We start from the raw sequence: 24,296 nt of genomic DNA on the forward strand, positions 1-24,296 counted from the left end.
ACGTGTCTAACGATCGGCGCGCAGGACAGGCACCAGCGCGGCGCCCAGTGCGGCTGGATCATGACGGGGCGTGCCGTCGAGGACGGCGACGGGAGCGAGGACCAGCCGGGCACCAAGCGATTCTGCCGCACGTTCGACCGCCGCGGGATCACCCACCGCCGTGGAGTCCGCCAGCACCCGGTCCACCTTCAGCTCGGGCAGATAGCGCCGCAGCGTGTCCAGATGGTCGGGCAGGGAGAGCCCCGAGGTCTCCTTCTCCGCCACCAGGTTGAGCGTCACCAGCCGCCGCGCCGGACTGGAGACGATCGCGTCGGCCAGGCCCGGCACCAGCAGGTGCGGCAGCACGCTCGTGTACCAGCTGCCCGGCCCGAAGATCAGCCAGTCCGCGGCGCGTACCGCTGTCACCGCCTCGGCGCACGCGGCCGGCGCGGGTGGGTTGAGCCGCAGCGACTCGACGGTGCCCGGGGTGACCGCGACCTGGTGCTGGCCGCGCACGGTGGACACCTCGTCCGGATGGGCCGGGTCCGCGCCGCGGACCCGGGCCTCGATGCCCACCGGCTGACGGGACATCGGCAGCACCCGCCCCACCGCGCCGAGCATCGCGCCCGCGTGGTCGAGCGCGGCCACCGGATCGCCGAGCAGCTCGGTCAGGCCGTGCAGCAGCAGGTTGCCGACCGCGTGGCCGGCGAGCGAGTCGCCGGCGCGGGCGGCCGGAACCGGCGCGGCGAGCGTCGGCGGGGGCGGCGTCGCGGTGGTGAAGCGGTACTGGAACAGCGCCGCGCTGCGCCGGGTGGCCGGATGGTCGCCGGCCAGCGCCACGAGCGCCTGACGCAGGTCACCCGGGGGCAGGCCGCCGCGCTCCGCGCGCAGCCGCCCGCTGGACCCGCCGTCGTCGCCGACGGTGACCACCGCGGTGATGTCCAGGTCCAGTTCGGGTACGCAGTGCCGCAGCGCCCGCAGCGACGCCGAGAGCCCGTGCCCGCCACCGAAGGCGACCACCCTGGTCGGGGTCACTCCCGCCCCAGGTCCCGGTGCTGGGCGTTGGCGGCGATACCGGAGCGGCGCAGCCGGGCGGCCAGCTCCTCGGCGATCGCCACGCTGCGGTGCTTGCCGCCGGTGCAGCCGACCGCCACGGTCAGGTAGCGCTTGCCCTCCCGCTCGAAACCGGCGGTGGTGGCGTTGACCAGGTCGGCGTACCCGGCCACGAAGGCGTCCGCGCCCTCCTGGCCCAGCACGTACGCGCTGACCGCCTCCTCCCGGCCGGTGTGCTCGCGCAGCTCCGGCACCCAGTACGGGTTCGGCAGGAACCGGGCGTCCATCACGAAGTCGGCGTCCGGCGGCAGGCCGTACTTGAAGCCGAACGAGATCACGGTGATCCGCAGCCGGCGGGCGTCCTCGCCGCCGAACAGCTCCTCGACCCGGCGCCGAAGCTGGTTCACGTTCAGGTGGCTGGTGTCGATGATCACGTCGGCCTGCTCGCGTGCCTCCTCCAGCAGCGTCCGCTCGACGGCGATGCCGTCGGCCAGCCGCCCGTCGCCCTGCAGCGGGTGCGAGCGGCGCACGCTCTCGAACCGGCGGATCAGCACCTCGTCGTCGGCGTCGACGAAGACCACCCGGGGGGAGAAGCCGCGCTCGCGCAGCTCCCGGATCGCCCCGGCCAGGTCGGTGGAGAAGGCGCGCGAGCGCACGTCCAGCACCATCGCCGTACGCCGGGCCGCGCCGCCGGCCTTGAAGGCCAGCTCGGCCATGTCGAGCAGCAGCGCCTGGGGCAGGTTGTCGACCACGTAGTAGCCGACGTTCTCCAGCGCCCGGGCCACCGTGCTGCGCCCGCCGCCGGACAGCCCGGTCACCACCACCAGTGAGGTGTCCGACTCGGCCGGCGCCGTCTCCGCCTCGCTCGGCCCCAGGTCACCCGCTGTACGCGCCTCGCTCACCCGCTACCCCCAGCCGTGGCGCCGCGGCCGGTCGGCCGCGCATGGTCAATCAGCGACTCTAACGGCTGCGACCCCGTCCGGGATTCCACGGGGTGACCACCGGAACATGTCGCCACCCCCGGACCGGCTCGCCGGACGGGCGCTGTCGGGGGACGCTCGTAGACTGCGCGGATGGTCTCCCCCACCGACGAGCGGACCACCTCCGCACCGGCCGGCTCCCCACCGACCGGCGACGCGCTCGACGTGTTGCGGCGGGTCTTCGGGTACGACGCCTTCCGCGGCTTCCAGCAGGACGTCGTCGAACACGTGGTGTCCGGCGGCGACGCGCTGGTGCTCATGCCCACCGGTGGCGGCAAGTCGCTGTGCTACCAGATCCCCGCGCTGGTCCGCGACGGCGTGGCGGTAGTGGTCTCCCCGCTGATCGCGCTCATGCAGGACCAGGTCGACGCGCTCACCGCCGTCGGCGTACGCGCCGGTTTCCTCAACTCGACGCAGGACCCGGCGCAGCGGCGCCGGGTCGAGGCGGCCTACCTGGCCGGCGAGCTGGACCTGCTCTACCTGGCCCCGGAAGGGCTGGCGGTGCGGTCCACGCTCGGCCTGCTGGAACGCGGCCGGATCGCGCTGTTCGCGATCGACGAGGCGCACTGCGTCTCGCAGTGGGGGCACGACTTCCGCCCCGACTACCTCAACCTGTCGATGCTGCACGAACGCTGGCCGGACGTGCCGCGCATCGCGCTGACCGCCACCGCGACCCGGGCGACCCGCACCGAGATCGCCACCCGGCTGCGGCTCACCGAGGCCCGGCACTTCGTGGCCAGCTTCGACCGGCCCAACATCCAGTACCGGATCGTGCCGAAGCGGGAGCCCCGCCGCCAGCTGCTCAGCCTGCTGCGCGACGAGCACCCGGGCGACGCCGGCATCGTCTACTGCCTGTCCCGGGCCTCGGTGGAGAAGACCGCCGAGTTCCTGGTCGCCAACGGCATCCCCGCGCTGCCGTACCACGCCGGGCTGGACGCCACGACCCGCGCCACCAACCAGCAGCGCTTCCTGCGCGAGGACGGGCTGGTCATGGTCGCCACCATCGCGTTCGGCATGGGCATCGACAAGCCCGACGTACGCTTCGTCGCCCACCTGGACCTGCCGAAGTCGGTCGAGGGCTACTACCAGGAGACCGGCCGCGCCGGCCGCGACGGGCTGCCGTCCACCGCCTGGCTGGCGTACGGCCTGCAGGACGTGGTGCAGCAGCGCAAGATGATCGAGACGTCGGAGGGCGACCTGGCGCACCGGCGCAACCTCGCCGCCCACCTGGACGCGATGCTGGCGCTCTGCGAGACGGTCCGCTGCCGCCGCGCCCAGCTGCTCGAATACTTCGGCGAGACCGGCGTGGCCGCCTGCGGCAACTGCGACACCTGCCTCGACCCGCCCGAGTCCTGGGACGGCACTGTCGCCGCGCAGAAGCTGCTCTCCACCGTCTACCGGCTCGACCGCGAACGCAACCAGCGCTTCGGCGCCGGGCACAGCATCGACATCCTGCTCGGCAAGCACACCGACAAGATCGACCAGCACGGCCACGACTCGCTCAGCACGTTCGGCATCGGCAGCGAGCTGCGCGAGGCCGAGTGGCGGGGCGTGGTGCGGCAACTGCTCGCCGAGGGTCTGCTCGCCGTCGAGGGCGACTACGGCACGCTGGCGCTGACCGAGGCCAGCGCGGACGTGCTCGGCCGCCGCCGTACGGTCACGCTGCGCAAGGAGCCGGAGCGGCCGGCGGCCGGCCGGTCCGCCAAGCCCCGGGGCGCGGCCACTGTGGTCGCCGACCTCTCCCCCGCCGCCGCGCCGGTCTTCGAGCGGCTCCGCGCGTGGCGCGCGGCCACCGCCAAGGAGCAGGGCGTCCCGGCGTACGTCATCTTCCACGACGCGACGCTGCGGCAGATCGCCGCCGAGCCGCCGGCTTCCCTGGCCGAGCTGTCCCGGGTCAGCGGGGTGGGCGAGAACAAGCTCGCCAAGTACGGCGAGGCGATCCTGGCCGTACTCGCCGAGTCCTGACGTACGCGCGGAAGGGCCCGACCCCCTGTGGTGGGGGTCGGGCCCTTCCGGTGTGCGTGCTGCCCGTTCTTGCTCTGCAGCCATTGGTGCGGCGGTGTTGGTCTTAGCTGGTGCTGTAGCCGCGGGTGGCGATCCAGTCGGCGAGGTTGTCGATGCTCATCCGGTAGGTGGCGGTGTTCGGGTCGGCGCTGTCGGCGATGGTGACGGTCTTGCCGTCGTCGCGGTAGCCGATGACGCTGATGTAGTGGCCGCCTTCGAAGGAGTGGGTGTTGCCGTCGGTGTCGGTGGCGGTGCCGGCGATGTTGGCGACCACGGCCCGGCCGGCGTCGACGGTCTTGACCACGTCGGCGCGCAGCTTGTCGGTCTGCTTGTCGTCGGCCTTGGGGGTGCTGATCTCGACCGACTTGTAGGCGTCCTTCGCGCCGGTCTCCTTGTTCAGTACCGGGGTGATGTCGTTGATGGAGTTGGTGCCGGCCTCGGTGGTGCCCATCTCGCGGGCCATGGCGTGCACGTCGATGTTCTTGCCCTGCACGCTCAGCGCGTTGCGGGCGGCGGCGGGGCCGCAGAAGTAGAAGTTGGGCTGGGCCTCGTAGCGCACGTCGAGCTCACGCTCGCCATGACCGCTCTTGCGGTCGGCGACGATGGCGGCCTTCTCGGCCGGGGCAGCGTGGGCGGCGATCGCGGGGCCGGCGATGCCACCGGCGGTGGCGACGACACCAGCAGCGGTCAGAACGGTCTTGCGCAGCAGAGTGGTAGCCATGATGGTTGCCTCCCTGAAATGGGGGATACGCGGCAGGGGTGCCGCGGAGGGGGAAAGTCTTGGGGGGTGCCCGTCGAGCGGGCTGGCGCGCGGGCGACCCGAAAGGGGCTGCTCCGCGGCTCGGGGATGTAACGACCACCGGGCCGGGGTCATTCCCGCCAGCGGGGGTGCTCGTCGTCGGGGGATGTAACGACGGCCGGGCCGGGGCGATTCCCGTGACCTGACCCGTGGCGCCAGGCGGACCGGGTTGAGCGCTCGGCCCTCGTGCCTGGGCGGTCAGCCATGTACAACGCCTGCACCCCACCCCGGATTCCGCCGTGAGCATGGCGCCGACCACAACGCGCCACCCTGGCAAACCGACACCGGCCCCAGGGCGCACTGGGCGGCGCCTTCGCGGTGCACGCGCACGGCAGACCTTGCAGTCGGCCCCCCGGACAAGCCTCACAAAGCGGTCATACGTTAGGCACGAACTGCAAGGTGGGCGGTTTCGCCCACCGGGAACAGCCATGGCTGGAACGGCGTAGGTGTCAAAGGCGGGCGGAGACACCCATGGCGTTCCACCCGAGGCACCTGGCGACGGCGACTGGAGCGGCATGGGTGTCAAAAGCAGCCCGAGACACCCACGGCGTTCCACCCACGGCACGCGACGGCGGTGGCGGGCCGGCGGGCGTTTGTTGACGCACGCTGGACAGCGGCCGGGGGCCACGACGGCAGGCGCGAGCAGGCGCGAGCAGGCGCGAGCAGGCGAAGGGTCAGGAACGGGGGGCGGCCGTGGTGGCGTCGGTGGAGCCGTCGAGCGCGGCCAGGATCGCCTCGGCCGTACGCCTGCCCACCCCGGGCACCTCGGTGATCTCCTCCACGGTGGCCGACGACAGCCGCTTCAGCGAGCCGAAGTGCCGCAGCAGCGCCTTGCGGCGTACCTCGCCGAGGCCGGGGACGTTGTCCAGCGCCGATTCGGTCATCCGCTTGGAGCGCCGCTGCCGGTGGAACGTGATGGCGAAGCGGTGCGCCTCGTCGCGGACCCGTTGCAGCAGGTAGAGCGCCTCGGAGGTGCGGGGCAGGATCACCGGGAACTCGTCGTCGGGCAGCCACACCTCCTCCAGCCGCTTCGCCAGTCCGCACAGCGCCACGTCGTCGATGCCCAGCTCGGCGAGCGCCTTCGCGGCGGCGGCCACCTGCGGCGGGCCACCGTCGACCACCACGAGCTGCGGCGGGTACGCGAACTTGCGCGGCCGCCCGGTGGTCGGGTCGATGCCGGGGCGGTCCGGGTCGGAGGCGGTCTCCTCGCCCAGCTCCCCGGTCTCGGCGCGGGCGTCGAGGTAGCGGGCGAAGCGCCGCCGCAGCACCTCGGACATGGCCGACAGGTCGTCGGTGGCGCCGCGCACGATGAAGCGGCGGTACTCGCTCTTGCGGGGCAGCCCGTCCTCGAACACGACCATGCTGGCGACCACGTCGGTGCCCTGGATCTGGGAGACGTCGTAGCACTCGATGCGCAGCGGCGAGGTGTTCATGCCGAGCGCGTCGGCGATCTCGTCGAGCGCCTGGCTGCGGGTGGTCAGGTCGCCGGCCCGCTTGAGCTTGTGCCGGGCCAGCGCGTCCTTGGCGTTGCGCTCGACGGTCTCCAGCAGCGACCGCTTGTCGCCGCGCTGCGGCACCCGCAGCGACACCCGGCTGCCCCGGCGGGTGGAGAGCCAGTCGGCGAGCGCGTCGGCGTCGCCTGGTAGCTCGGGCACGAGCAGCTCGCGGGGCACGTCGGCCTCGCCCTGCTCGCCGCCGTACACCTGGGTGCAGAAGTGGTGCACGAGGTCGCCGGTGCTCAGCTCCTCGGTCTTCTCCACCACCCAGCCGCGCTGGCCGCGCACCCGGCCGCCGCGGACGTGGAACACCTGCACGGCGGCTTCGAGCGGGTCGTCGGCGAAGGCGACCACGTCGGCGTCGGTGCCGTCGCCGAGCACCACGGTCTGCTTCTCCATGGCCCGGCGCAGCGCCGCGACGTCGTCGCGCAGGCGGGCGGCCCGCTCGAACTCCAGTTGCTCGCTGGCGTCGAGCATCTCCTTCTCCAGCCGGCGGACCATGGTGTCGGTGCGGCCCGCCATGAAGTCGCAGAAACCGTCGACGATCTCCCGGTGCTGGTCGGCGGTGACGCTGCCGACGCACGGCGCGGAGCACTTGCCGATGTAACCGAGCAGGCAGGGCCGGCCGACCTGCCCGGCCCGCTTGAACACCCCGGACGAGCAGGTCCGCGCCGGGAAGACGCGCAGCAGCAGGTCGAGCGTCTCGCGGATCGCCCAGGCGTGCGAGTACGGCCCGAAGTAGCGCACGCCCTTGCGCTTGACGCCCCGCATCACCTGCAACCGGGGGTATTCCTCGTCGAGTGTGACCGCGAGATAGGGGTACGACTTGTCGTCGCGGTAGCGGACGTTGAACCTCGGGTCGTACTGCTTGATCCAGGTGTATTCCTGCTGGAGCGCCTCGACCTCGGTGGCGACGGTGATCCAGTCGACCGACTCGGCGGTGAAGACCATCTGCCGGGTGCGCTGGTGCAGGCCGACCGGGTCGGCGAAGTAGGAGTTGAGCCGGCTGCGCAGGTTGCGCGCCTTGCCGACGTAGATCACCCGCCCGGTGCCGTCGCGGAAGCGGTAGACCCCTGGCGATTCCGGGATGGTGCCGGGCGCGGGACGGTACGTCGAGGGGTCAGCCACGCTGTCAAGCCTAGTCCGCACCCCTGACACCCGGCCGCCGCCGCGCCCCCGGGTGACCGGGGGCGCGGCGGGTGGTCAGGCCAGGCGGATCTGGTCGCCGTCGACGGTGATGTCCTTCGCGGCGAGCGGCTTGGTGGCCGGGCCGCCCTTCACCGAGCCGTCGACGATGGAGAAGCGGCTGTTGTGGCAGGTGCAGTTGATCGTGCCGCCGTCGACGTTCGACACCGGGCAGCGCTGGTGCGTGCAGATCGGGTCGAACGCCTTGAACTGGCCGGCCTCGGGCTGGGTGATGACCACGCCCTGGCTGGCGAAGACCGCGCCGCCGCCGACCGGGATGTCCGAGGTGCGGGCCACGGAGTTGCTGCCGGCCCGGTCGCCGCCGCCGGCGTCCCCGGTGGCGGTGGCGCCGGGCGGGCCGCCGCTGGTCGGGGCGAGCCCGGGCGAGGCCTCGTCGTCGCTGCCGCAGCCCGCGAGCACCACTGCCGCGCCGACCGCCCCGGCTCCGGCGAGCAGGGCACGGCGGCTCTGGGTGACCGGTCGGGTCAACGCCTGATCATCACTCATATCCGGCCTTTCTCTCGGCTTACTGCGGAAACACGCACCAGCGTGGGGCACGGTTCATACTGGCGCGTCAACGTACCGGGCATCGCATGGAGGACGTCGGTCAGCGCGCCGCGGCCGGCACCTTGCGGGCCCGCGGCTTGGCGCCGCCGTTGCCGTTGGCCTTGGCCGCCCGGCTGGTGGCCGCCTTGGCGCCCTTGGCCTTGCCGTCGAGCTTGAGGATCGGCCGCAGGAACTGCCCGGTGTGGCTCTCCGGCACCTCGGCGACCTCCTCCGGCGTGCCGGTGGCCAGCACCGTGCCGCCCCGGTGGCCACCCTCGGGGCCCATGTCGATGAGCCAGTCGGCCGTCTTGATCACGTCGAGGTTGTGCTCGATGGTGATGACGGTGTTGCCCTTGTCGACCAGCCCCTCCAGCACCATCAGCAGCTTGCGGATGTCCTCGAAGTGCAGGCCGGTGGTCGGCTCGTCGAGCACGTAGACGGTGCGGCCGGTGGAGCGCTTCTGCAGCTCGGAGGCGAGCTTGACGCGCTGCGCCTCACCGCCGGACAGCGTCGGCGCGGGCTGGCCGAGGCGCACGTAGCCGAGGCCGACGTCGACCAGCGTCCGGAGGTGCCGGTGGATGGCCGGGATGGCGGAGAAGAACTCGGCCGCCTCCTCGATCGGCATGTCCAGCACCTCGGCGACAGTCTTGCCCTTGTAGTGCACCTCGAGCGTCTCGCGGTTGTAGCGCGCGCCCTTGCACACCTCGCAGGGGACGTAGACGTCCGGCAGGAAGTTCATCTCGATCTTGATGGTGCCGTCGCCGGAGCACGCCTCGCAGCGCCCGCCCTTGACGTTGAACGAGAACCGGCCCGGGCCGTACCCCCGGACCTTGGCCTCGGTGGTCTCGGCGAAGAGCTTGCGGATGTGGTCCCAGACGCCGGTGTAGGTGGCCGGGTTGGAGCGCGGGGTACGCCCGATCGGCGACTGGTCCACGCCGACGACCTTGTCCACGTGCTCCAGGCCGGTGATGCGGGTGTGCCGGCCGGGCACCAGCCGGGCGCCGTTGATCTGGTTGGCCAGCACCGTGTAGAGGATGTCGTTGACCAACGTCGACTTGCCCGAGCCGCTGACTCCGGTGACCGCGATGAGCTGGCCGAGCGGGAAGCTCACGGTGAGGTTGCGCAGATTGTGCTCGCGCGCGCCGTGCACCACCAGCTCGCGGCCCGGCGTCTGCGGCCGGCGGCCGGCAGGCGTCGGGATGGACTTGCGCCCCGAAAGGTACGCCCCGGTGACCGACTCGGTGTTGTCCAGCAGCGCCGGCACCGACCCGCTGTGCACGATCTTGCCGCCGTGCTCGCCCGCGCCCGGGCCGATGTCGACGATCCAGTCGGCCACCCGGATGGTGTCCTCGTCGTGCTCGACCACGATCAGCGTGTTGCCCAGGCCGCGCAGCCGCAGCAGCGTCTCGATGAGCCGGTGGTTGTCGCGCTGATGCAGGCCGATCGACGGCTCGTCGAGCACGTAGAGCACGCCGACCAGGCCGGAGCCGATCTGGGTGGCGAGCCGGATGCGCTGCGCCTCTCCGCCGGAGAGCGTGCCGGCGGGCCGGTCCAGGGAGAGGTAGTCCAGCCCGACGTCGAGCAGGAACTTCAGCCGGGCGTTGATCTCCTTGAGCACCCGCTCGGCGATCATCTTCTGCCGGTCGGTCAGCTCGATGCCGGCCAGCAGGTCGGCGGCCTCACCCACGGACAGGTTGCAGACCTCGGCGATGCTCTTGCCGGCCAGGGTGACCGCGAGCACCTCGGGCTTGAGCCGCGCGCCGCCGCAGGCCGCGCAGGGCACGTCCCGCATGTAGCCCTCGTACTTCTCCCGGGACCACTCCGACTCGGTGTCGGTGTGCCGGCGCTCGATCCACTGCACCACGCCCTCGAAGCCGGTGTAGTAGGAGCGCTCGCGGCCGTACTTGTTGCGGTAGCGCACGTGCACCTGGTCGTCGGAGCCGTGCAGGATCGTCTTCTGCGCCCGCGACGGCAGCTTCCGCCACGGCGTGTCGATGTCGAAGTGCTCGGCCTCGCCCAGCGCCTCCAGCAGCCGCAGGAAGTATTCGAGGTTGTGCCCGGTGGCCCACGGCTGGATCGCGCCCTCGCGCAGCGTGCGCTCCGGGTCGGGGATGACCAGCTCGGGGTCGACCTCCTTCTTCGTGCCCAGGCCGGTGCACTCGGGGCAGGCGCCGTAGGGCGCGTTGAAGGAGAAGACCCGGGGTTCCAGGTCCTCGATCGCGAGGGGGTGGTCGTTCGGGCAGGCCAGGTGCTCGGAGTAGCGGCGCTCCCGGGCCGGGTCGTCCTCCGGCAGGTCGACGAAGTCGAGCAGCACCAGGCCGCCGGAGAGACCGAGCGCGGCCTCGACCGAGTCGGTCAGCCGCTGCTTGGCGCTCGGCTTGACGCTGAGCCGGTCGATCACCACCTCGATGGTGTGCTTCTCCTGCTTCTTGAGCTTCGGCGGCTCGGTCAGCGGGTGCACCACGCCGTCGACCCGGGCCCGGGCGTAGCCCTTGGCCTGCAGCTCGGCGAACAGGTCGACGTACTCGCCCTTGCGGCCGCGCACCACCGGCGCGAGCACCATGAACCGGGTGCCCTCGGCCATGGCCAGGACCCGGTCGACGATCTGCTGCGGGCTCTGCTTGGAGATCCGCTCGCCGCAGATCGGGCAGTGCGGCTCGCCGATGCGGGCGAACAGCAGGCGGAGGTAGTCGTAGACCTCGGTGATGGTGCCGACGGTGGAGCGGGGGTTGCGCGAGGTGGACTTCTGGTCGATGGAGACGGCGGGGCTGAGGCCCTCGATGAAGTCGACGTCGGGCTTGTCCATCTGCCCGAGGAACTGCCGGGCGTACGACGACAGCGACTCGACGTAGCGGCGCTGCCCCTCGGCGAAGATGGTGTCGAACGCCAGGCTCGACTTGCCCGAACCGGACAGCCCGGTGAAGACGATCAGGGCGTCCCGGGGCAGGTCGAGACTGACGTCACGCAGGTTGTGCTCGCGCGCGCCACGGATGATCAGTCGGTCGGCCACGGTGCGTGTGCTCCCGGAAGAAGAATATGAGGCGGATCTGTGCACCAGACGCCGGGTCTGGGTGGTTTTCACAGGTTGTCGGGGCGCAGAGAAGACGCCTCGGCAACTCTAGCCCCGACGTATGACAACTTCCGTCTCGCGAACATTCCCCCAGCTCAGGCCGGTCGGGCGGGAACCACTCACGCCCACCCGACCGGCTCGCGCAGGTTCAGAATGCCCCGGGTGCCGGGGGCGGCGCCGGACGCCCGGTACGTCGCCGTCCGCCACGCCAGCCGCCCCGCCGTTCGGCCGCCAGCCGGGCCGCGCGCCGGCCGCCCTCGTACTCGATCTCCCGCTGCAACCGGCGCCAGCTCTCCCAGCGGCGCGCCGGCAGCGCGCCGTCCTCCAGCGCGTCGCGCACCGCGCAGCCCGGCTCGGCGTCGTGGGCGCAGTCGCCGTACCGGCAGCCGGCGGCCAGCTCGGCGATGTCGGCGAAGGCACGGTCCAGGCCGGCCGCGCCGTCGAGCAGGCCGACCGCCCGTACGCCGGGGGTGTCCAGCACCGCTCCCCCACCCGGCAGGGGCACCAGCGACCGCCAGGTGGTGGTGTGCCGGCCCTTGCCGTCGACGCGGCGGATCGCCTGGGTGCGCATCACGTCCGCCCCGGCCAGCGCGTTGACCAGGCTCGACTTGCCGGCGCCGGAGGGGCCGAGCAGGCCGAGCGTGCGCCCGGGGCCGACGAACCGGCGCAGCGGCGCCAGGCCGGCGCCCCGCTCGGCGCTGACCGGCAGCACCGGCACGCCCGGCGCGAGGTCGGCCAGCTGCCGGGCCACCGCCTCCGGGTCGGCGGCCAGGTCGGCCTTGGTGAGCACGACGAGCGGCTGCGCCCCGGATTCGTGCGCCAGGGAGAGCAGCCGTTCGATCCGCGCGGCGTCCGGTTCCGGGTGCACCGGCTCGACCACCGCGGCGGCGTCGAGGTTGGCGGCCAGCACCTGGCCGCTGGCGTCCTTGCCGGCGGTACGGCGCACCAGCGCGGTACGCCGCGGCAGCACCGCCTCCACCGTGACCGGGCCGTCCGGCCAGGTGGACAGCAGCACCCAGTCGCCCGCGCAGGGCAGCGCGGCCAGGTCACGGGCGGCGGCGGCGAGCACGGCGCCGCCGAGGCTGGCCCGCACCGGCCCCTGCGGGCTCAGCACGGTGCAGACGCCCCGGTCCACCCGGGCGACCCGCCCGGGACGGTGGCCGGCGCGCCGGTCGAGGTGGGCCGCCCAGCCGGCGTCCCAGCCGAGGGCGGTCAGGTCGAGAGTCATGGTGTCCTCTTCGGTGTCGAGGGATACGTGGTGGAGCACACGCGCTGCGACCGGCATGCACACCACCTCCTCTCCGACTCCCGGTGCCGCGTTGGCGACGACGCGGACCGGGCGGCCCAGGTCGTCGGCCCCGACGGTAGGTGCCGCGCCGACGCGCCGAAAGCGATTTCCCCGGCGGCGCGCCCTGCCCGGGCCCGCTACTGTCGAACCGTGAGAACGCGATGACCACCGACCCCCTGCTGCTGACCGGCCCGCTGGCCGAGGCGAACGACCGTCTCCTGCGTACCGTGTCCGGCCTGACCGCGGCGGACGTCGCGGCGCCCTCGCTGCTACCGGGCTGGTCCCGGGCGCACGTGCTCACCCACCTGGCCCGCAACGCCGACGGGTTCGTCAACCTGCTCGCCTCCGCGCGCACCGGCGAGGACATCCCGATGTACGCCTCGGCGCAGGCCCGCGCCGCCGACATCGACGCCGGCGCCGACCGGGGTCCGGCCGACCTGCTCGACGACGTACGCCGCAGCGGCCAGCGCTTCGACGCGGCGGTCGCGGCGATGCCCGTGGACGCCTGGGGCGCCACCGTGCAGACCCGGCGCGGCCCCTGGCCGGCGGCGATGCTGGTCTGGGGCCGGCTGCGCGAGGTCGAGGTCCACCACGTCGACCTGGCGGCCGGTTACCTTCCGGCGGACTGGCCGGAGGCGTTCGCCCAGCGGCTGCTGCACGAGGTGGTGACCGGGCTGTCCGGCAATCCGGCCGCGCCGGCCATGGTGCTGCGCTTCGACGGCGCGGCCTCCGAACTCGTCGTGGGTGACCCCGAGGGGGCGCCCACGGTCACCGGCCCCGCGCCGGAACTCGCCGCCTGGCTGACCGGCCGGGGCGCGGGCGAGCTGCTCACCGTCGACCCCGACGGCCCTCTGCCCAACCCACCGGAATGGATCTGAACATCGTCATGACCTACACCGGAGACGTCACGCCCGGCGGGCCGCCGGCCGTGCGCGAGCTCGACCGGCTCACCGTCACCAAGCTGTCGGTGGGCCCGATGGACAACAACGCCTACCTGTTGCGCTGCAACGCCACCGGCGAGCAGGTGCTGATCGACGCCGCGAACGAGGCGCCGCGCCTGCTGGAGCTGGCCGGCGACGGCGGGCTGGCCGCCGTGGTGACCACGCACCAGCACATGGACCACTGGGTCGCGCTGGAAGAGGTGGTGGCCAAGACCGGGGCGCGCGCGCTCGTGCACGCCGACGACGCCGAGGGCCTGCCCATCTCCGCCGAGCGGCTCGGCGAGGGCGACACGGTGCCGGTCGGCGACTGCGCGCTGGAGGTCATCCACCTGCGCGGGCACACGCCGGGCTCGATCGCGCTGCTCTACCGCGACCCCTCCGGCACCCCGCACCTGTTCACCGGCGACTCTCTCTTCCCGGGCGGCGTCGGCAACACCGACCAGGACCCGGAGCGCTTCGGGCAGCTCATCGACGACGTCGAGGCCAAGCTCTTCGACCGGCTGCCCGACGACACCTGGTTCTACCCGGGCCACGGCAAGGACAGCACCATCGGCGCCGAGCGGCCCGCGCTGCCGCAGTGGCGCGCCCGCGGCTGGTGAACACGCCCGGTCCGGCCTCCCCCGTGGCGGCCGGGCCGGGCGCGGTCAGCCGGTGACCGCGCGCAGGCGGCGCCGGGTGGCGAGCAGCACCGGGCCGGCGAGCAGCAGCCCGACCGCCATGGTCAGCACCGTGGGGTTGAGCGCCGCGGGCAGCAGCCCGGTCAGCGCCCGCGCGGTCAGGCCCAGCGCCACGTAGAGCCCGGCCCAGGCGGTCGCCCCCGCCGCCGCGCAGGCCAGGAACCGCCGGTACGACATCCGCAGCCCGCCGGCGGCCAGCGGCAGCAGCGCGTTGAACACCGGCAGGAACGGCGCCACCAGCACGATCCGTCCGCCACCGCGGTGCAGCAGCGTCTCGGCGGCGGTCCACCGGGACTCGCCGATCCAGCCGCCGACCCGGCTCTCCCGCAACTGCCCGCCCCAGCGCCGTCCGGCGAAGAAGCTCAGCGACCAGCCGGCCAGGCAGCCGGTGACCACCGCGGCGACGGTCAGGGCCCCGCCGGCCGGGCGACCGGCGCCGACCGCCGCGAGGACCGCCGCGTCGCCGGGCACCAGCACCCCGATCAGGGTACGGCGTCGGCGAGCATCACGATGCCCAGCAGACCCATCAGGAGGGTGGTGGGCAGCTCACCGGCGGCGGCCACGAGATCGTTCATGAGCTGCACGCTATGGCCCGCCGGTCACCCGGCACATCGGGCATGATCCCCCAGTGGCCCCCGACACCCGACCCGGAGATCCCTGAGGGTCATCGGGGTCGCAGCACCTGCACCCGGCGTACCGGGGAGTCGACGGAGGGCTCGGTGGTCGGCACCGGGTAGCTGGCCACCAGCTCCAGCCCGCCCGGCGGCAGGTGGCCCCGGTCCGGGTCGCCGACCAGCACCTCGACGCCGTGGTCGGCGCAGCGCCGCAGGTAGGGCAGGACCCGCGCGGCCAGTCCGGCGTCGTAGAGCACGTCCCCGGCCACCAGCAGGTCGGCGCCCGCGACGCCGTCGAGCAGGTCGTCGCCGTCGGCCGCCACCCGGACCCGGTTGGCGCGGGCGTTCACAGTGACGGCCGCCACCGCGTACGGGTCGATGTCGTTGGCGACCACCTCGTCCGCCCCGGCGAGCGCGGCGGCGATGGCGACCAGCCCCGATCCGGCGGCCAGGTCGAGCACCCGCCGCCCGGCGGCCAGTTCGGGGTGGTCGAGCAGGTGCCGGGCCAGCGCCTGCCCGCCGGCCCAGACCGACGCCCAGTACGGCGGCGGCAGCGACCGACCGGCGGCGGCCTCCATCCGGGCCCACCACAGGATGGCGTCCTCGGCCAGGTGCAGGCGCACCTCGGGCACGAACGGCGTGTCGACCAGTCGCAGGCGGTCCGGGCCCGCGCCGGGCACCGCGATCTCCTGTTCCAGGTCGGCCAGAGCCGTCTGCGTGCTCATCGGGGCAAGCATGCCGCGCCGCGCCCGGCGCCGGGGTCATTTTCCCGGCGCGGCACGTATTCACGGGCGCGCCGCGCGCTTCCGGCAGCGGATTGCGGTCCGGACGGTTACTGTCGGGGTGGTACAGGGCGACCACCGGCCGCGGGGCCGGCGCTCGCCCGCATTGAACAGGGAGAGACGCATGGCAACCGGCACGGTCAAGTGGTTCAACTCGGAAAAGGGCTTCGGCTTCATCGAGCAGGACGGCGGAGGCCCGGACGTGTTCGTCCACTACTCGGCCATCCAGAGCAGTGGCTACCGCGAGCTGAACGAGGGTCAGAAGGTCGAGTTCGAGGTGACCCAGGGCCAGAAGGGCCCGCAGGCGGACAACGTCCGTCCGATGTAGTGACGTGCCGGTGGCGGCGGTCGGGGCTCCGACCGCCGCCGCAGCGCATCATCAGGACGGCGCGGCCGGCAGGTCGCGCCGTCTCCGTAGCGGCCCGGCCAGCAGGATCAGCGGGGTCAGCGCCAGCCACGCGGTCATCACCCGGATCGCGCCACCCGGCCCCCAGGCCGCGCCCAGCGCGCCGGCGAGCAGGGCGGCCAGCGGAATGGTGCCGTAGTTGAGCAGATGCATGCTCACCGTCACGCGGCCGAGCAGCCGGTGCGGGGTGTACGTCTGCCGGAAGCTGCCCTTCACCACGTTGCCGACCGCGACGCCCAGGCTCACGAGCACACCGCCGAGCACCAGCCACGCCGTGCGAGCGCCGGGACCGGCGAGCGGGATGAGCAGCGCGGGCGGCCCGGTGAGAGCGCCGGCGACCAGCAACGTCCGGGCGCTGCCGATCCGGCGGGCCAGGCGCGCGGCGAGCGCGGCGCCGATCACGCCGCCGAGGCTGGCGAGTCCGATCAGGAGGCCGACCAGGCCCGCCGGGAGTTCGGCCGAGCGCACCAGGAACACCACGAGCACCGCCTGGTAGCCGGTGAGCCCGATGTTGCTCGCCGCCCCGAAGACCGTCAGCACCCGCAGGTACGGGTCGCGGACGACGAACCGCAGTCCGGTGGCGACCTCGCGGCGCAGCGACGTCGTCCCGGCGTCCCGGTGCGGCCGGGCCTCGACCGCGCTGATCCGGCGCAGGCAGAGCGCGGACAGCAGGAAGGTGAGCGCGTCCAGCGCCACCGCGGTCACCGCGCCGACGAGCTGGGCGACGAGACCGGCCAGTCCCGGGCCGACGAGGTAGCTCGCGGTCTGGGTGGCGTGCAGCCGGGCGTTCGCCTCGGGCACCTGCTCGGGACGCAGCAGCGTGGGCAGGTAGACCTGGTCGGCGGTCTCGAAGAAGACCCGGGCCAGGCCGGCGCCGAGCGCCACGACCAGCAGGTGCCCGACGGTGAGCATCCCGGCCAGGGCGGCCACCGGCACGCTGGCGAACAACGCGGCGGCGGCGAGGTCGGCGGCGATCATCACCGGGCGACGGCGGACCCGGTCGACCCACGCCCCGACCGGCAGGCCGGCCAGCAGCCAGGGCAGCCACGCCGCGGCGGTGAGCACCGCCACCTGGAACGTGCTCGCGTCGAGCACCGCGACCGCGACCAGGGGCAGCGCCACTGCGGTCATGTTGCTGCCGACGGCGCTCACCGTGTGGCCGGTCCAGAGCAGCCGGAAGTCGCGGTGCCGGAACAGCCCTCCGCGCGTCGGGGCGGCCGGCCCCGACATGCGTGCGGGGGCGGTCACGACGGGCGTCCCGGTAAGGCGTTCCCGCACGGCGCCGGAACGCGGTGGACGGTCACGGCCGGCCCGGGACGCCGTGGGCGAACACGAAGACCGGCTCGCGGCGCTGCCCGTCCTCGGGCGCCGGCCGGTCGGCCCACCGTGCGAACAGCGCGATCACCTCACGGCTGAGCTCGGCCAGCTCGTCCGGGGTCAGGTGCAGCCACTTGTCGGTGCTGAACGGCCCCTCTCGCCACGCGGCGTGCGCCTCGTCGGGGGCGGCGTGCCAGGCGCGGACCAGCTCGGCGTGCCGCTCCAGGTTGAGCGAGCTGGCCGCGTCGGCCACCACCCGGGCCGCCGGGTCGTCGCCGAAGTCGCTGTTGGACCAGCGCACCCCGCGATCGCGCAGTCGCCACCAGCGTTCCCGGCGGTCGCGCGCCAGCTCGGGCGCCTCGACCAGCAGGTCGGCGGCGGCCAGCACCTTGAGGTGGTGGCTCACGTTCGCCGGCGCCTGGTCGGTGCGGTCGGCGAGCATGCCGACGGTGCACGGGCCGTACACCTTGAGCACGTCCATGAGCCGGCGGCGCAGTGGGTGGGCGAGCGCGGCGAGCACGCGCGAGTCGGTGATCTGCCGGACGGTCCGCTGTTCCATGCGCCCGAGTCTCACATCCGCAAGAGCTGTTGCGCAACAGCTCTTGCGGAATGCGCCGGCCGACGGCGCCGCGACCCGCGGTCGCGGCGCCGGACCGTCAGGCGATCAACCGCCGGGACAACTCGTCGGCCACGTCCCGGGCGATCTGCGGCGGGATGGCCTCGGCGATCTTCTCCGGCGGCAACCCGGCCAGCACACCGGAGACGATCTGCTGCTCGTCGGTGAAGTCCCGGCCGGACAACTCGTTCACCTGCGCGACCAGCGCCGGCCAGGCGCGCAGCATCGCCAGCATCTGCTGCAACGGCGAGTTGGGCATGGGCGGGTTGACCAGCCCGGCGGTATTGGCCGGCGAGATCAGCCAGTTGCGCAGGTTCTGCAGGTCGGCCAGGACGTCGCCCACAGTGCGGTTCTTCGAGCCGGTGTCCTTGATGAGCCGGTCGGTCTGTTCCATGTCGTCCTCCGGTTTCGCGGTGGCGATCATTCCGATCGCGGTCAGATAGCGGCGGAACAGCGGGGTCAGGTCACGCCCCGCCTTTGTCGAGTCACGGAAGAAGCTGAAATGCGTGTGGTACAGGTGGCTGCTGTCGCCGCTGGTGCGCCGTCCCAGCCGGTCCCAGCGGCGCACGGTCCGCCCGTCCGGGGAGTAGATGATCTCCCGGATGTCCCGGGTGTCGGCCGCGTTCGCCACGCACTGCGCCACCATCCAGGTGGAGAACGTCCGCAGGTTGTGCGTACCGCCGCCGGAGCGGACGGAGAACGTGCCGACGTCCAACGCGGACGCGTACAGGGTCAGGCCGGACCGGTCCCGGGTGGACTCCACCACCGAGTAGTCGTTCGTCACGACCCGGTCGGATCCGCAGTGGTAGCCGCCCCGGTGGTTGGGGTCGCCGACGATGCCGACCTCCGCCGGCTCCAGGTCGTCGGCGCGTACGGCCTTCTTGTCGACGTTGAGATAGGTGAGCAACAGGTTCCGGACGGCCAGCAGGTTCGCCGGGGCCGACGTCATGGCAGATCCCCTTCCGATCGATGACCGGCGAGGGCACGACAATCACACCGCGTGATGGCGTGCGATCCGCGGACGCGCCCCGCCGGATAACTGCACGGCACCGGGCACTTGCTCCGAGCTTAACCACGGTTAGGCAGAAGTGCCCAGCTCAGGGACGGTTTTTTGGACTATCAGCCCGCTGTGGACGGTGTCCGCGTGAGCGGCAGCTCCAACCCCGAGGGATGCTCACGATCGCTGAGAATCTCTCGCCAACCAGCACGAAGAGTCACGGCAGTGCCGAGTGGCTCACCGGTGCCGGGATTGCGCGCGTACCGGGGGTGGGCGCCACCGGAGACCTGGACCCGCAGCCGGTGCCCGGGCGCGAAGCGGTACGCGGTCGGCCAGAGCGTCACCGGCACGGCGACCACACCGGACGGATCGCGCGGGAACCGGCCCGGCTCGACCCGGACCAGCCCGTCGCAGACGTTCCAGGAGCGCCCCCGCCGGTCCACGTCGCACAGACGCACGAACACGTCCAGGTACGGCAGTTCGCTGCGCACGTGGATCTCGGCGCGTACCGGCCCGGCCACCTCGACCGGCTCCGGCAGCGGCCCACTGGTGTAGGTGAGCACGTCCGGCCGGGCCTCCACCGGCCGGTTGTCGACCGCGCCGGCCCGCTGGGCCACGAGCAGCGGCCCGCCCAGCGACGGGGTCGGGTCGGCCGGGTCGTACCAGAAGCGGTCGGGCGTGGTGCCGGGCTCCGGCGGCTCCGGGGCGAGCCCGCCGCCCGAGCGCAGGTGCCACCGCACGGGCGTGGCGGGCGGCGGCCAGTCCGGCAGGTCACGCCAGCCGCCGCCGGCGCCGCCGACGTGCACCCGCACCGGCGCGCGCTGCGGCGCGGGCCGCCCGGCCAGGTGCGTGTCGAGCCAGTCCAGCCCTTCGCGCAGCGACGCCAGGAGCAGCCCCGGGCTGCCGTGGGTCCAGGGGCCGACGACCAGGCGGGGTCGCGCTCCGGCGGCCCGCAGGCGGGCGTAGTCGTCGAGCTGGGCCGGCAGGAAGATGTCCTGCCAGCCGCCGACCATGGCCACCGGGGCGCGCACCTCGGTGATCCGTTCGCCGAAGACCCGGGTACGCCAGTAGTCGGCGTCGGGGGTGTGGTGGCGCAGCCACTCCTGGAAGAACGGCACCGTGACACCGGTGGCGACCCGGTCCGCCTCGGCCAGCGGCAGGTGCGCCAGGGCACGGACGAGGCGGGGCTGACCGCGCTTGAGTTCCCACTGCCGGGCCAGCCAGGGCACCGTCTGCGCCTGGAGCAGCTCGGCCCAGGTGAGCACCGTGTCCAGGGCGAACGACTCCCCCGCGTACGTGGAGTCGCGGGTGCCCGACGCGGTCACCACGGCGACCATCGCGCGCAGCTCGTCGCCCGCCTCGGCGGCGAGCGCCCACTGCACGAAGCCCTGGTAGCTGGCACCGAACATGCCGAACGCGCCGGTCCACCACCGCTGGCGGCGCAGCCAGTCCAGCGTGTCGAGGCCGTCGTCGCGCTCGTGCACCAGCGGCGCGAACTCGCCGCCCGAGCCGTACGTGCCGCGGCAGGACTGGATGACCACGTGGAAGCCCCGCTCGGCGATCAGGCGGCCGAGCAGGCGGATCGGCCCGCCCCGCCCGTACGGGGTGCGGATCAGCACGCAGTGCGCGCCGGGCAGGTCGGGTGCGTAGTGGTCGGCACGCAGCGTCACCCCGTCGCGGACCCGGACCGGGATGTCCCGGGTGACGGTGACCCGCCCGGTGCGGGCGGCCGGTAGTCGCAGCGCCGCGGCGGCGGCCCGGGTGACCAGCCGCACGGTCAGTCGCCCTCGCCGGGGCCGGGTGCGGCGCCGCGGCGGGGCGCGGCGCGGATCTCGTCCCGGTGGGTACGCATGGAGCGCACCATCTCCGCCATGAACCGCTGCACCACGGCCAGCTCGTCGTCGGTGAAGCGGTCCATCACCTCGTCGGTGCGGCGCCCGAGCGGGCCGAAGAAGCTCTGCGCCAGCGTGGCGCCACGGTCGGCGTAGTGCAGGAGGATCTTGCGGCGGTCGGCGGTGTCCCGGTCGCGGCGGATGTGACCGCCGCGTTCCAGGCGGTCGACGAGCGCGGTCACCGACCCGGAGGAGATGTTGAGCGCCTCACCGAGGCGGCCCGGGGTGATCGGGTCGCCGACCAGCTCGGCCTCCATCACCGCGATCAGCGCGTGCAGGTCGGTGGCGTTGAGCCCGTGCAGTCCGGCGAAGGCGTGCCCGATGTGCTGGGCGTCGACGGAGTAGCGCCGCAGGTCGTTGGTGATCTCGGCGATCATCCGCCCGCGCGGGTCGTCCCGTCGCCGGTACATCCTGTGCGCCACCGCTCGCCGACACCCCCTGCCCGAACTGATCCGGTTGCAGCATAGAACCACCCCGGATAATCTCGCCTATCAAGATACTCGTTCAGAGAGAATCCTCCGCGACCAATAGTGAGGGCATCCGATGTCACTGTTCTCCCGCGTCGTCCGGGGCCGGCTCGCCGCCTGGCTCACCCTGGCCGTCGCGCTCGTCGTCGGCGTAGTCGCCTTCGGGCTGCCGAAGCCGGACAATCCCGACCCGGTCTCCGGCACCGGCCTGTCCGTGGAATGGCAGTCGACGCAGGTCGAACGGCTGCAGGATCAGTTGCCCTCCAAGGACGCCCAGACCGCCCTGGTCGTGGTCAGCCGCGCCGACCAGGCCCCGCTGAGCGGCGCCGACCGGGGCCAGCTCGACGGCCTCGCCGGCCAGCTGAGCTCACTCGCCGCCGGCGGCCGGGTCTCCCCCGCCCAGGTCTCCCCGGACGGAACCGTGGCGCTGGTCGCGGTGCCGCTGTCCACCGAGGGCGGCCCGTCGGCGGTGGTCGACGAGGTGGAGAAGCTCCGTGAGGCGGTCGGTGACCTGCCCGGCGAGCTGACCGTCGAGGTCACCGGCGGGCCCGCGTTCACCGCCGACCTGGGCAAGGTGTTCCAGGGCGCGGACACCACGCTGCTGCTGGTCACCGCCGCCGTGGTGGCGGTGCTGCTGCTGGTCACCTACCGCAGCCCGTTCCTGTGGCTCGTACCGCTGCTCGTGGTGGGCGCGACCGAGCAGATCACGCTGCGCGTGGTGGAGTCCCTCGTGCCCGCGTTCGGCATCTACCTGCCCAGCGGCCAGGTCACCGGCATCGCCAGCGTGCTGGTGTTCGGCGCCGCGACCAACTACGCCCTGCTGCTCATCGCCCGCTACCGGGAGGAGCTGCGCCGGGAGGAGGACCGGTTCGCCGCCATGCGCTCGGCGCTGCGCCGCACCGCCGAACCGATCCTGGCCAGCGGCAGCACCGTCGTCCTCGGCGTGCTCACGCTGCTGCTGTCCGAGCAGGAGACCAACCGGGCGCTCGCCATCGCCTGCGCCACCGGTGTGATCCTCGCCATGCTCTCCGCCCTGTTCGTGCTCCCCGCGGCCCTGCTGCTGTTCGGCCGGGGCCTGTTCTGGCCGTTCATCCCCCGCGTCGGCAGCGCCGCCCGCGAGGGCCGGATCTGGGGCCGCCTCGGCGAGATGGTCATCCGCCGGCCGCTGCCGGTCGCCGCGCTCGCCGTCCTGCTGCTCGCCGGCCTGGCCCTCGGCGGCCTCGGCATCCGCACCGGCCTGTCCGAGACCGAGCAGTTCAGCGAGAAGCCGGAGGCGGTCGCCGGGGCGGAGACGCTCGCCCGGGCGTTCCCGGCCGGCAGCACCCAGCCGGTTGCGGTGCTCACCAACCCGCAGGCCGCCCCGGCGGTGCTCGCCGCCGCCTCCGACGTCGACGGGGTCGCCTCGGCCCGGCCGGGTGCCGCCGGAGACCGGGTCGCCCAGATCGACGTGGTGCTCACCGCCGAGCCCGGCAGCGCCGCCTCCGACCGGGCCGTGGTGGCGCTGCGCGACGCCGTGGCCGCCGTACCGGATTCCGCGCCGCCCACCGTGGACGGCGCGGACGCCCCCGACGGCGCCCTGGTCGGTGGTTCGGTCGCCGCGACCTACGACTCGAACGAGGCGAACACCAAGGACCTCAAGCTGATCCTGCCGCTCATCCTGCTGCTGGTCGGCGCGGTGCTGGTGCTGCTGCTGCGCGGAATCCTGGCGCCGCTGCTGCTGGTGGTGACCGTGATCGCGTCGTTCTTCGCCAGCCTCGGCGCGGCCTGGCTGCTCTTCGACCACGTGCTGGACTTCCCGGCGCTGGACAGCGGGGTGCTGCTGCTCGCGTTCGTCTTCCTGGTGGCGCTCGGCGTCGACTACAACATCTTCCTGGTCACCCGGGCCCGGGAGGACGCCCGGCGCACCGGCACCCGCGACGGCATGCTGTCGGCGCTGCGGGTCACCGGCGGCGTCATCACCAGCGCGGGCGTGCTGCTCGCCGCGGTCTTCGCGGTGCTCGGCGTGCTGCCGCTGATCACGCTCACCCAGATCGGCATCATCGTCTGCATCGGTGTGCTGCTGGACACGCTGCTGGTCCGTACCGTGCTGGTGCCGTCGCTGGCGTTCCTGCTCGGCGACCGGTTCTGGTGGCCCGGCCGGATCACCCGGGACGCCGACGCGCCCGGCGACGCCGTCGACGCGCCGGCCGAGCCGGTGCCCGCGCGGGACTGACCTGGACGGACAGGGCGGGGCCGGCACGTTCGCCGGCCCCGCCCGTTCGTTTGTCCGCTCGTTCGCTCGTTCGCTCGTTCGCTCAGAAGCTCAGGCACTCGCACTCGGTCATCAGCGCCCGCACGTTGCGTACGTACTGCGGGTTGGGGATGGTCAGCGGCTGGTCCTCCCGCGCCACCGCGCCGTGCCCGTAGTTGTACGCCGCGATCACGGCGTTGAGCAGGCAGGAGTTCAACGTGGACGTGCACAGCGAGGCGTCGAGGCGGTAGTCGGACTCGAAGTACATGTCGCCGATGTACTTGGTCAGCCAGGCCAGGTACGTGCCGCCCAGGTAGGCGTTGTCGCGGTAGGCGTCGATGTCGTACGACTGCCCGAACCGCTGGTTCATCCACTCCGCCGTGGCCGGCATGACCTGCATCAGCCCGACCCCGCCATCGCAGGCGATGATGTTGGACTGCCACCCGCTCTCCTGCCAGGCGGTGGCCTTCATCAGGGCCGACGGGATGCGGATGTCCGGCGCCGAGGTGGGCCAGTAGGTGCGCGCCGCGGCATCGGCGAGCGCCGCTTTCACCTGGCTCTGGCTGGCCTTGGTGCCCCGGTAGCTCGGCTTACAGCCCTCGTCCGCCGGCTTCGGCGGGGCGGGAGGCACCTGGGTCTCGGTCGGCGGCTTCGGCTTGGCCAGCGGGGCCGTGGACGTGCGGGACGGCTTCGCGGCCGGTTTCGGTTTCGCCGACGCGCTCGGGCTGGGCCGCCCACCCATCGCCGCGACCGCCGGTGGCTCCTCGCTGGGCGCGTCGGCGGGCGCCTCCTGCGGTTCGTCCGCCGGCGCCGCCGTGGGCAGGTCCGCGGCGACCTCGCGGACCGGCCGTTCCTGTTCGCCGCACGCCGTCAGCGTGCCCGTCGCGAGCAGCGCCGCCACCGCCACCGCGGCCCACCTGCCGAATCCTCGCCGCATCCGACCTCCCCCGTCGTTGC

19 protein-coding genes and 1 pseudogene are annotated in these 24,296 nt (G+C 73.2%); 5 read left to right on the plus strand and 15 right to left on the minus strand.

Annotated elements, in window-relative coordinates; all coding sequences use genetic code 11:
* Nucleotides 1–6: 6 nt before the first annotated feature.
* Nucleotides 7–1,014: a 2-phospho-L-lactate transferase CofD family protein gene (locus tag J3R08_RS21735; RefSeq protein WP_043329623.1), complete on the minus strand. Its 1,008-nt coding sequence runs from the start codon at nt 1,012–1,014 to the stop codon at nt 7–9.
* Nucleotides 1,011–1,934 carry an RNase adapter RapZ gene (gene rapZ, locus J3R08_RS21740; RefSeq protein WP_043329622.1) on the minus strand — a complete coding sequence of 308 codons (924 nt, stop codon included), beginning with the start codon at nt 1,932–1,934 and terminating at the stop codon, nt 1,011–1,013. Before rapZ ends, J3R08_RS21735 begins: the two co-directional genes overlap by 4 nt.
* A 171-nt stretch (nt 1,935–2,105) precedes the next feature.
* On the opposite strand from rapZ, the gene recQ reads away from it, so the two are divergent.
* The gene (gene recQ, locus J3R08_RS21745) at nt 2,106–3,977 is read left to right on the plus strand and encodes a DNA helicase RecQ (protein WP_113972484.1); all 1,872 of its coding nucleotides are present in this window, start codon (nt 2,106–2,108) and stop codon (nt 3,975–3,977) included.
* A 103-nt stretch (nt 3,978–4,080) separates the two neighbouring features.
* Here the strand turns inward: recQ and J3R08_RS21750 are convergent, their stop codons facing one another.
* From J3R08_RS21750 to rsgA, 5 genes are all read right to left on the minus strand, one after another.
* Nucleotides 4,081–4,737: a C39 family peptidase gene (locus tag J3R08_RS21750; RefSeq protein ID WP_113972485.1), complete on the minus strand. Its 657-nt coding sequence runs from the start codon at nt 4,735–4,737 to the stop codon at nt 4,081–4,083.
* 752 nt (nt 4,738–5,489) lie between these two features.
* Nucleotides 5,490–7,439: an excinuclease ABC subunit UvrC gene (uvrC, locus tag J3R08_RS21755; RefSeq protein WP_043329617.1), complete on the minus strand. Its 1,950-nt coding sequence runs from the start codon at nt 7,437–7,439 to the stop codon at nt 5,490–5,492.
* Nucleotides 7,440–7,514: 75 nt separating this feature from the next.
* On the minus strand, nt 7,515–8,003 hold the full coding sequence (locus J3R08_RS21760) for a Rieske (2Fe-2S) protein (protein WP_064445299.1): 489 nt from the start codon (nt 8,001–8,003) through the stop codon (nt 7,515–7,517).
* Between the two features lie 100 nt (nt 8,004–8,103).
* Nucleotides 8,104–11,052 carry an excinuclease ABC subunit UvrA gene (gene uvrA / locus J3R08_RS21765; RefSeq protein WP_043329614.1) on the minus strand — a complete coding sequence of 983 codons (2,949 nt, stop codon included), beginning with the start codon at nt 11,050–11,052 and terminating at the stop codon, nt 8,104–8,106.
* Between the two features lie 208 nt (nt 11,053–11,260).
* Complete coding sequence (gene rsgA, locus J3R08_RS21770) at nt 11,261–12,340, minus strand: ribosome small subunit-dependent GTPase A (RefSeq protein WP_064446421.1); 1,080 nt, start codon at nt 12,338–12,340, stop codon at nt 11,261–11,263.
* A gap of 221 nt (nt 12,341–12,561) precedes the next feature.
* Between rsgA and J3R08_RS21775 the strand changes: the two genes are divergently transcribed.
* Both J3R08_RS21775 and J3R08_RS21780 read left to right on the plus strand, forming a co-directional pair.
* The gene (locus J3R08_RS21775; RefSeq protein WP_064445298.1) at nt 12,562–13,278 is read left to right on the plus strand and encodes a maleylpyruvate isomerase family mycothiol-dependent enzyme; all 717 of its coding nucleotides are present in this window, start codon (nt 12,562–12,564) and stop codon (nt 13,276–13,278) included.
* A gap of 8 nt (nt 13,279–13,286) precedes the next feature.
* Nucleotides 13,287–13,940, plus strand: coding sequence for an MBL fold metallo-hydrolase (locus J3R08_RS21780; RefSeq protein WP_043331130.1), 654 nt, complete (start codon nt 13,287–13,289; stop codon nt 13,938–13,940).
* Between the two features lie 45 nt (nt 13,941–13,985).
* Here J3R08_RS21780 and J3R08_RS21785 read toward each other — a convergent pair.
* Together J3R08_RS21785 and J3R08_RS21790 are read right to left on the minus strand one after the other, a co-directional pair.
* Nucleotides 13,986–14,593: pseudogene (locus J3R08_RS21785) on the minus strand (DedA family protein).
* A gap of 89 nt (nt 14,594–14,682) precedes the next feature.
* Nucleotides 14,683–15,357: a methyltransferase gene (locus J3R08_RS21790; RefSeq protein ID WP_043331125.1), complete on the minus strand. Its 675-nt coding sequence runs from the start codon at nt 15,355–15,357 to the stop codon at nt 14,683–14,685.
* 181 nt (nt 15,358–15,538) lie between these two features.
* Between J3R08_RS21790 and J3R08_RS21795 the strand changes: the two genes are divergently transcribed.
* Nucleotides 15,539–15,742, plus strand: a complete 204-nt coding sequence (locus J3R08_RS21795) for a cold-shock protein (protein WP_013287480.1) — start codon at nt 15,539–15,541, stop codon at nt 15,740–15,742.
* A 51-nt stretch (nt 15,743–15,793) separates the two neighbouring features.
* Here J3R08_RS21795 and J3R08_RS21800 read toward each other — a convergent pair whose 3' ends face one another.
* The 5 genes from J3R08_RS21800 to J3R08_RS21820 form a co-directional block, all read right to left on the minus strand.
* Complete coding sequence (locus J3R08_RS21800) at nt 15,794–17,068, minus strand: MFS transporter (protein WP_064445297.1); 1,275 nt, start codon at nt 17,066–17,068, stop codon at nt 15,794–15,796.
* A 52-nt stretch (nt 17,069–17,120) separates the two neighbouring features.
* Nucleotides 17,121–17,696, minus strand: coding sequence for a helix-turn-helix transcriptional regulator (locus J3R08_RS21805; protein WP_209962627.1), 576 nt, complete (start codon nt 17,694–17,696; stop codon nt 17,121–17,123).
* 97 nt (nt 17,697–17,793) lie between these two features.
* A complete protein-coding gene (locus tag J3R08_RS21810; RefSeq protein ID WP_069089080.1) occupies nt 17,794–18,702 on the minus strand; it encodes a hypothetical protein in 909 nt (302 codons plus the stop codon).
* Nucleotides 18,703–18,872: 170 nt separating this feature from the next.
* Entirely contained in the window at nt 18,873–20,525 is a 1,653-nt protein-coding gene (locus J3R08_RS21815; protein ID WP_374102386.1) for a CocE/NonD family hydrolase, read from the minus strand.
* 2 nt (nt 20,526–20,527) lie between these two features.
* Nucleotides 20,528–21,052 (minus strand): MarR family winged helix-turn-helix transcriptional regulator, encoded by a 525-nt coding sequence (locus tag J3R08_RS21820; RefSeq protein ID WP_064445294.1) that lies wholly within the window; start codon nt 21,050–21,052, stop codon nt 20,528–20,530.
* A gap of 133 nt (nt 21,053–21,185) precedes the next feature.
* Between J3R08_RS21820 and J3R08_RS21825 the strand changes: the two genes are divergently transcribed.
* Entirely contained in the window at nt 21,186–23,321 is a 2,136-nt protein-coding gene (locus J3R08_RS21825; RefSeq protein WP_209962629.1) for an efflux RND transporter permease subunit, read from the plus strand.
* A gap of 82 nt (nt 23,322–23,403) precedes the next feature.
* Here the strand turns inward: J3R08_RS21825 and J3R08_RS21830 are convergent, their stop codons facing one another.
* A complete protein-coding gene (locus tag J3R08_RS21830; RefSeq protein ID WP_043329600.1) occupies nt 23,404–24,276 on the minus strand; it encodes a lytic transglycosylase domain-containing protein in 873 nt (290 codons plus the stop codon).
* Between the last annotated feature and the right edge of the window lie 20 nt (nt 24,277–24,296).

This window comes from Micromonospora sp. HB375, assembly GCF_017872985.1.
Taxonomy (GTDB): domain Bacteria; phylum Actinomycetota; class Actinomycetes; order Mycobacteriales; family Micromonosporaceae; genus Micromonospora; species Micromonospora chalcea.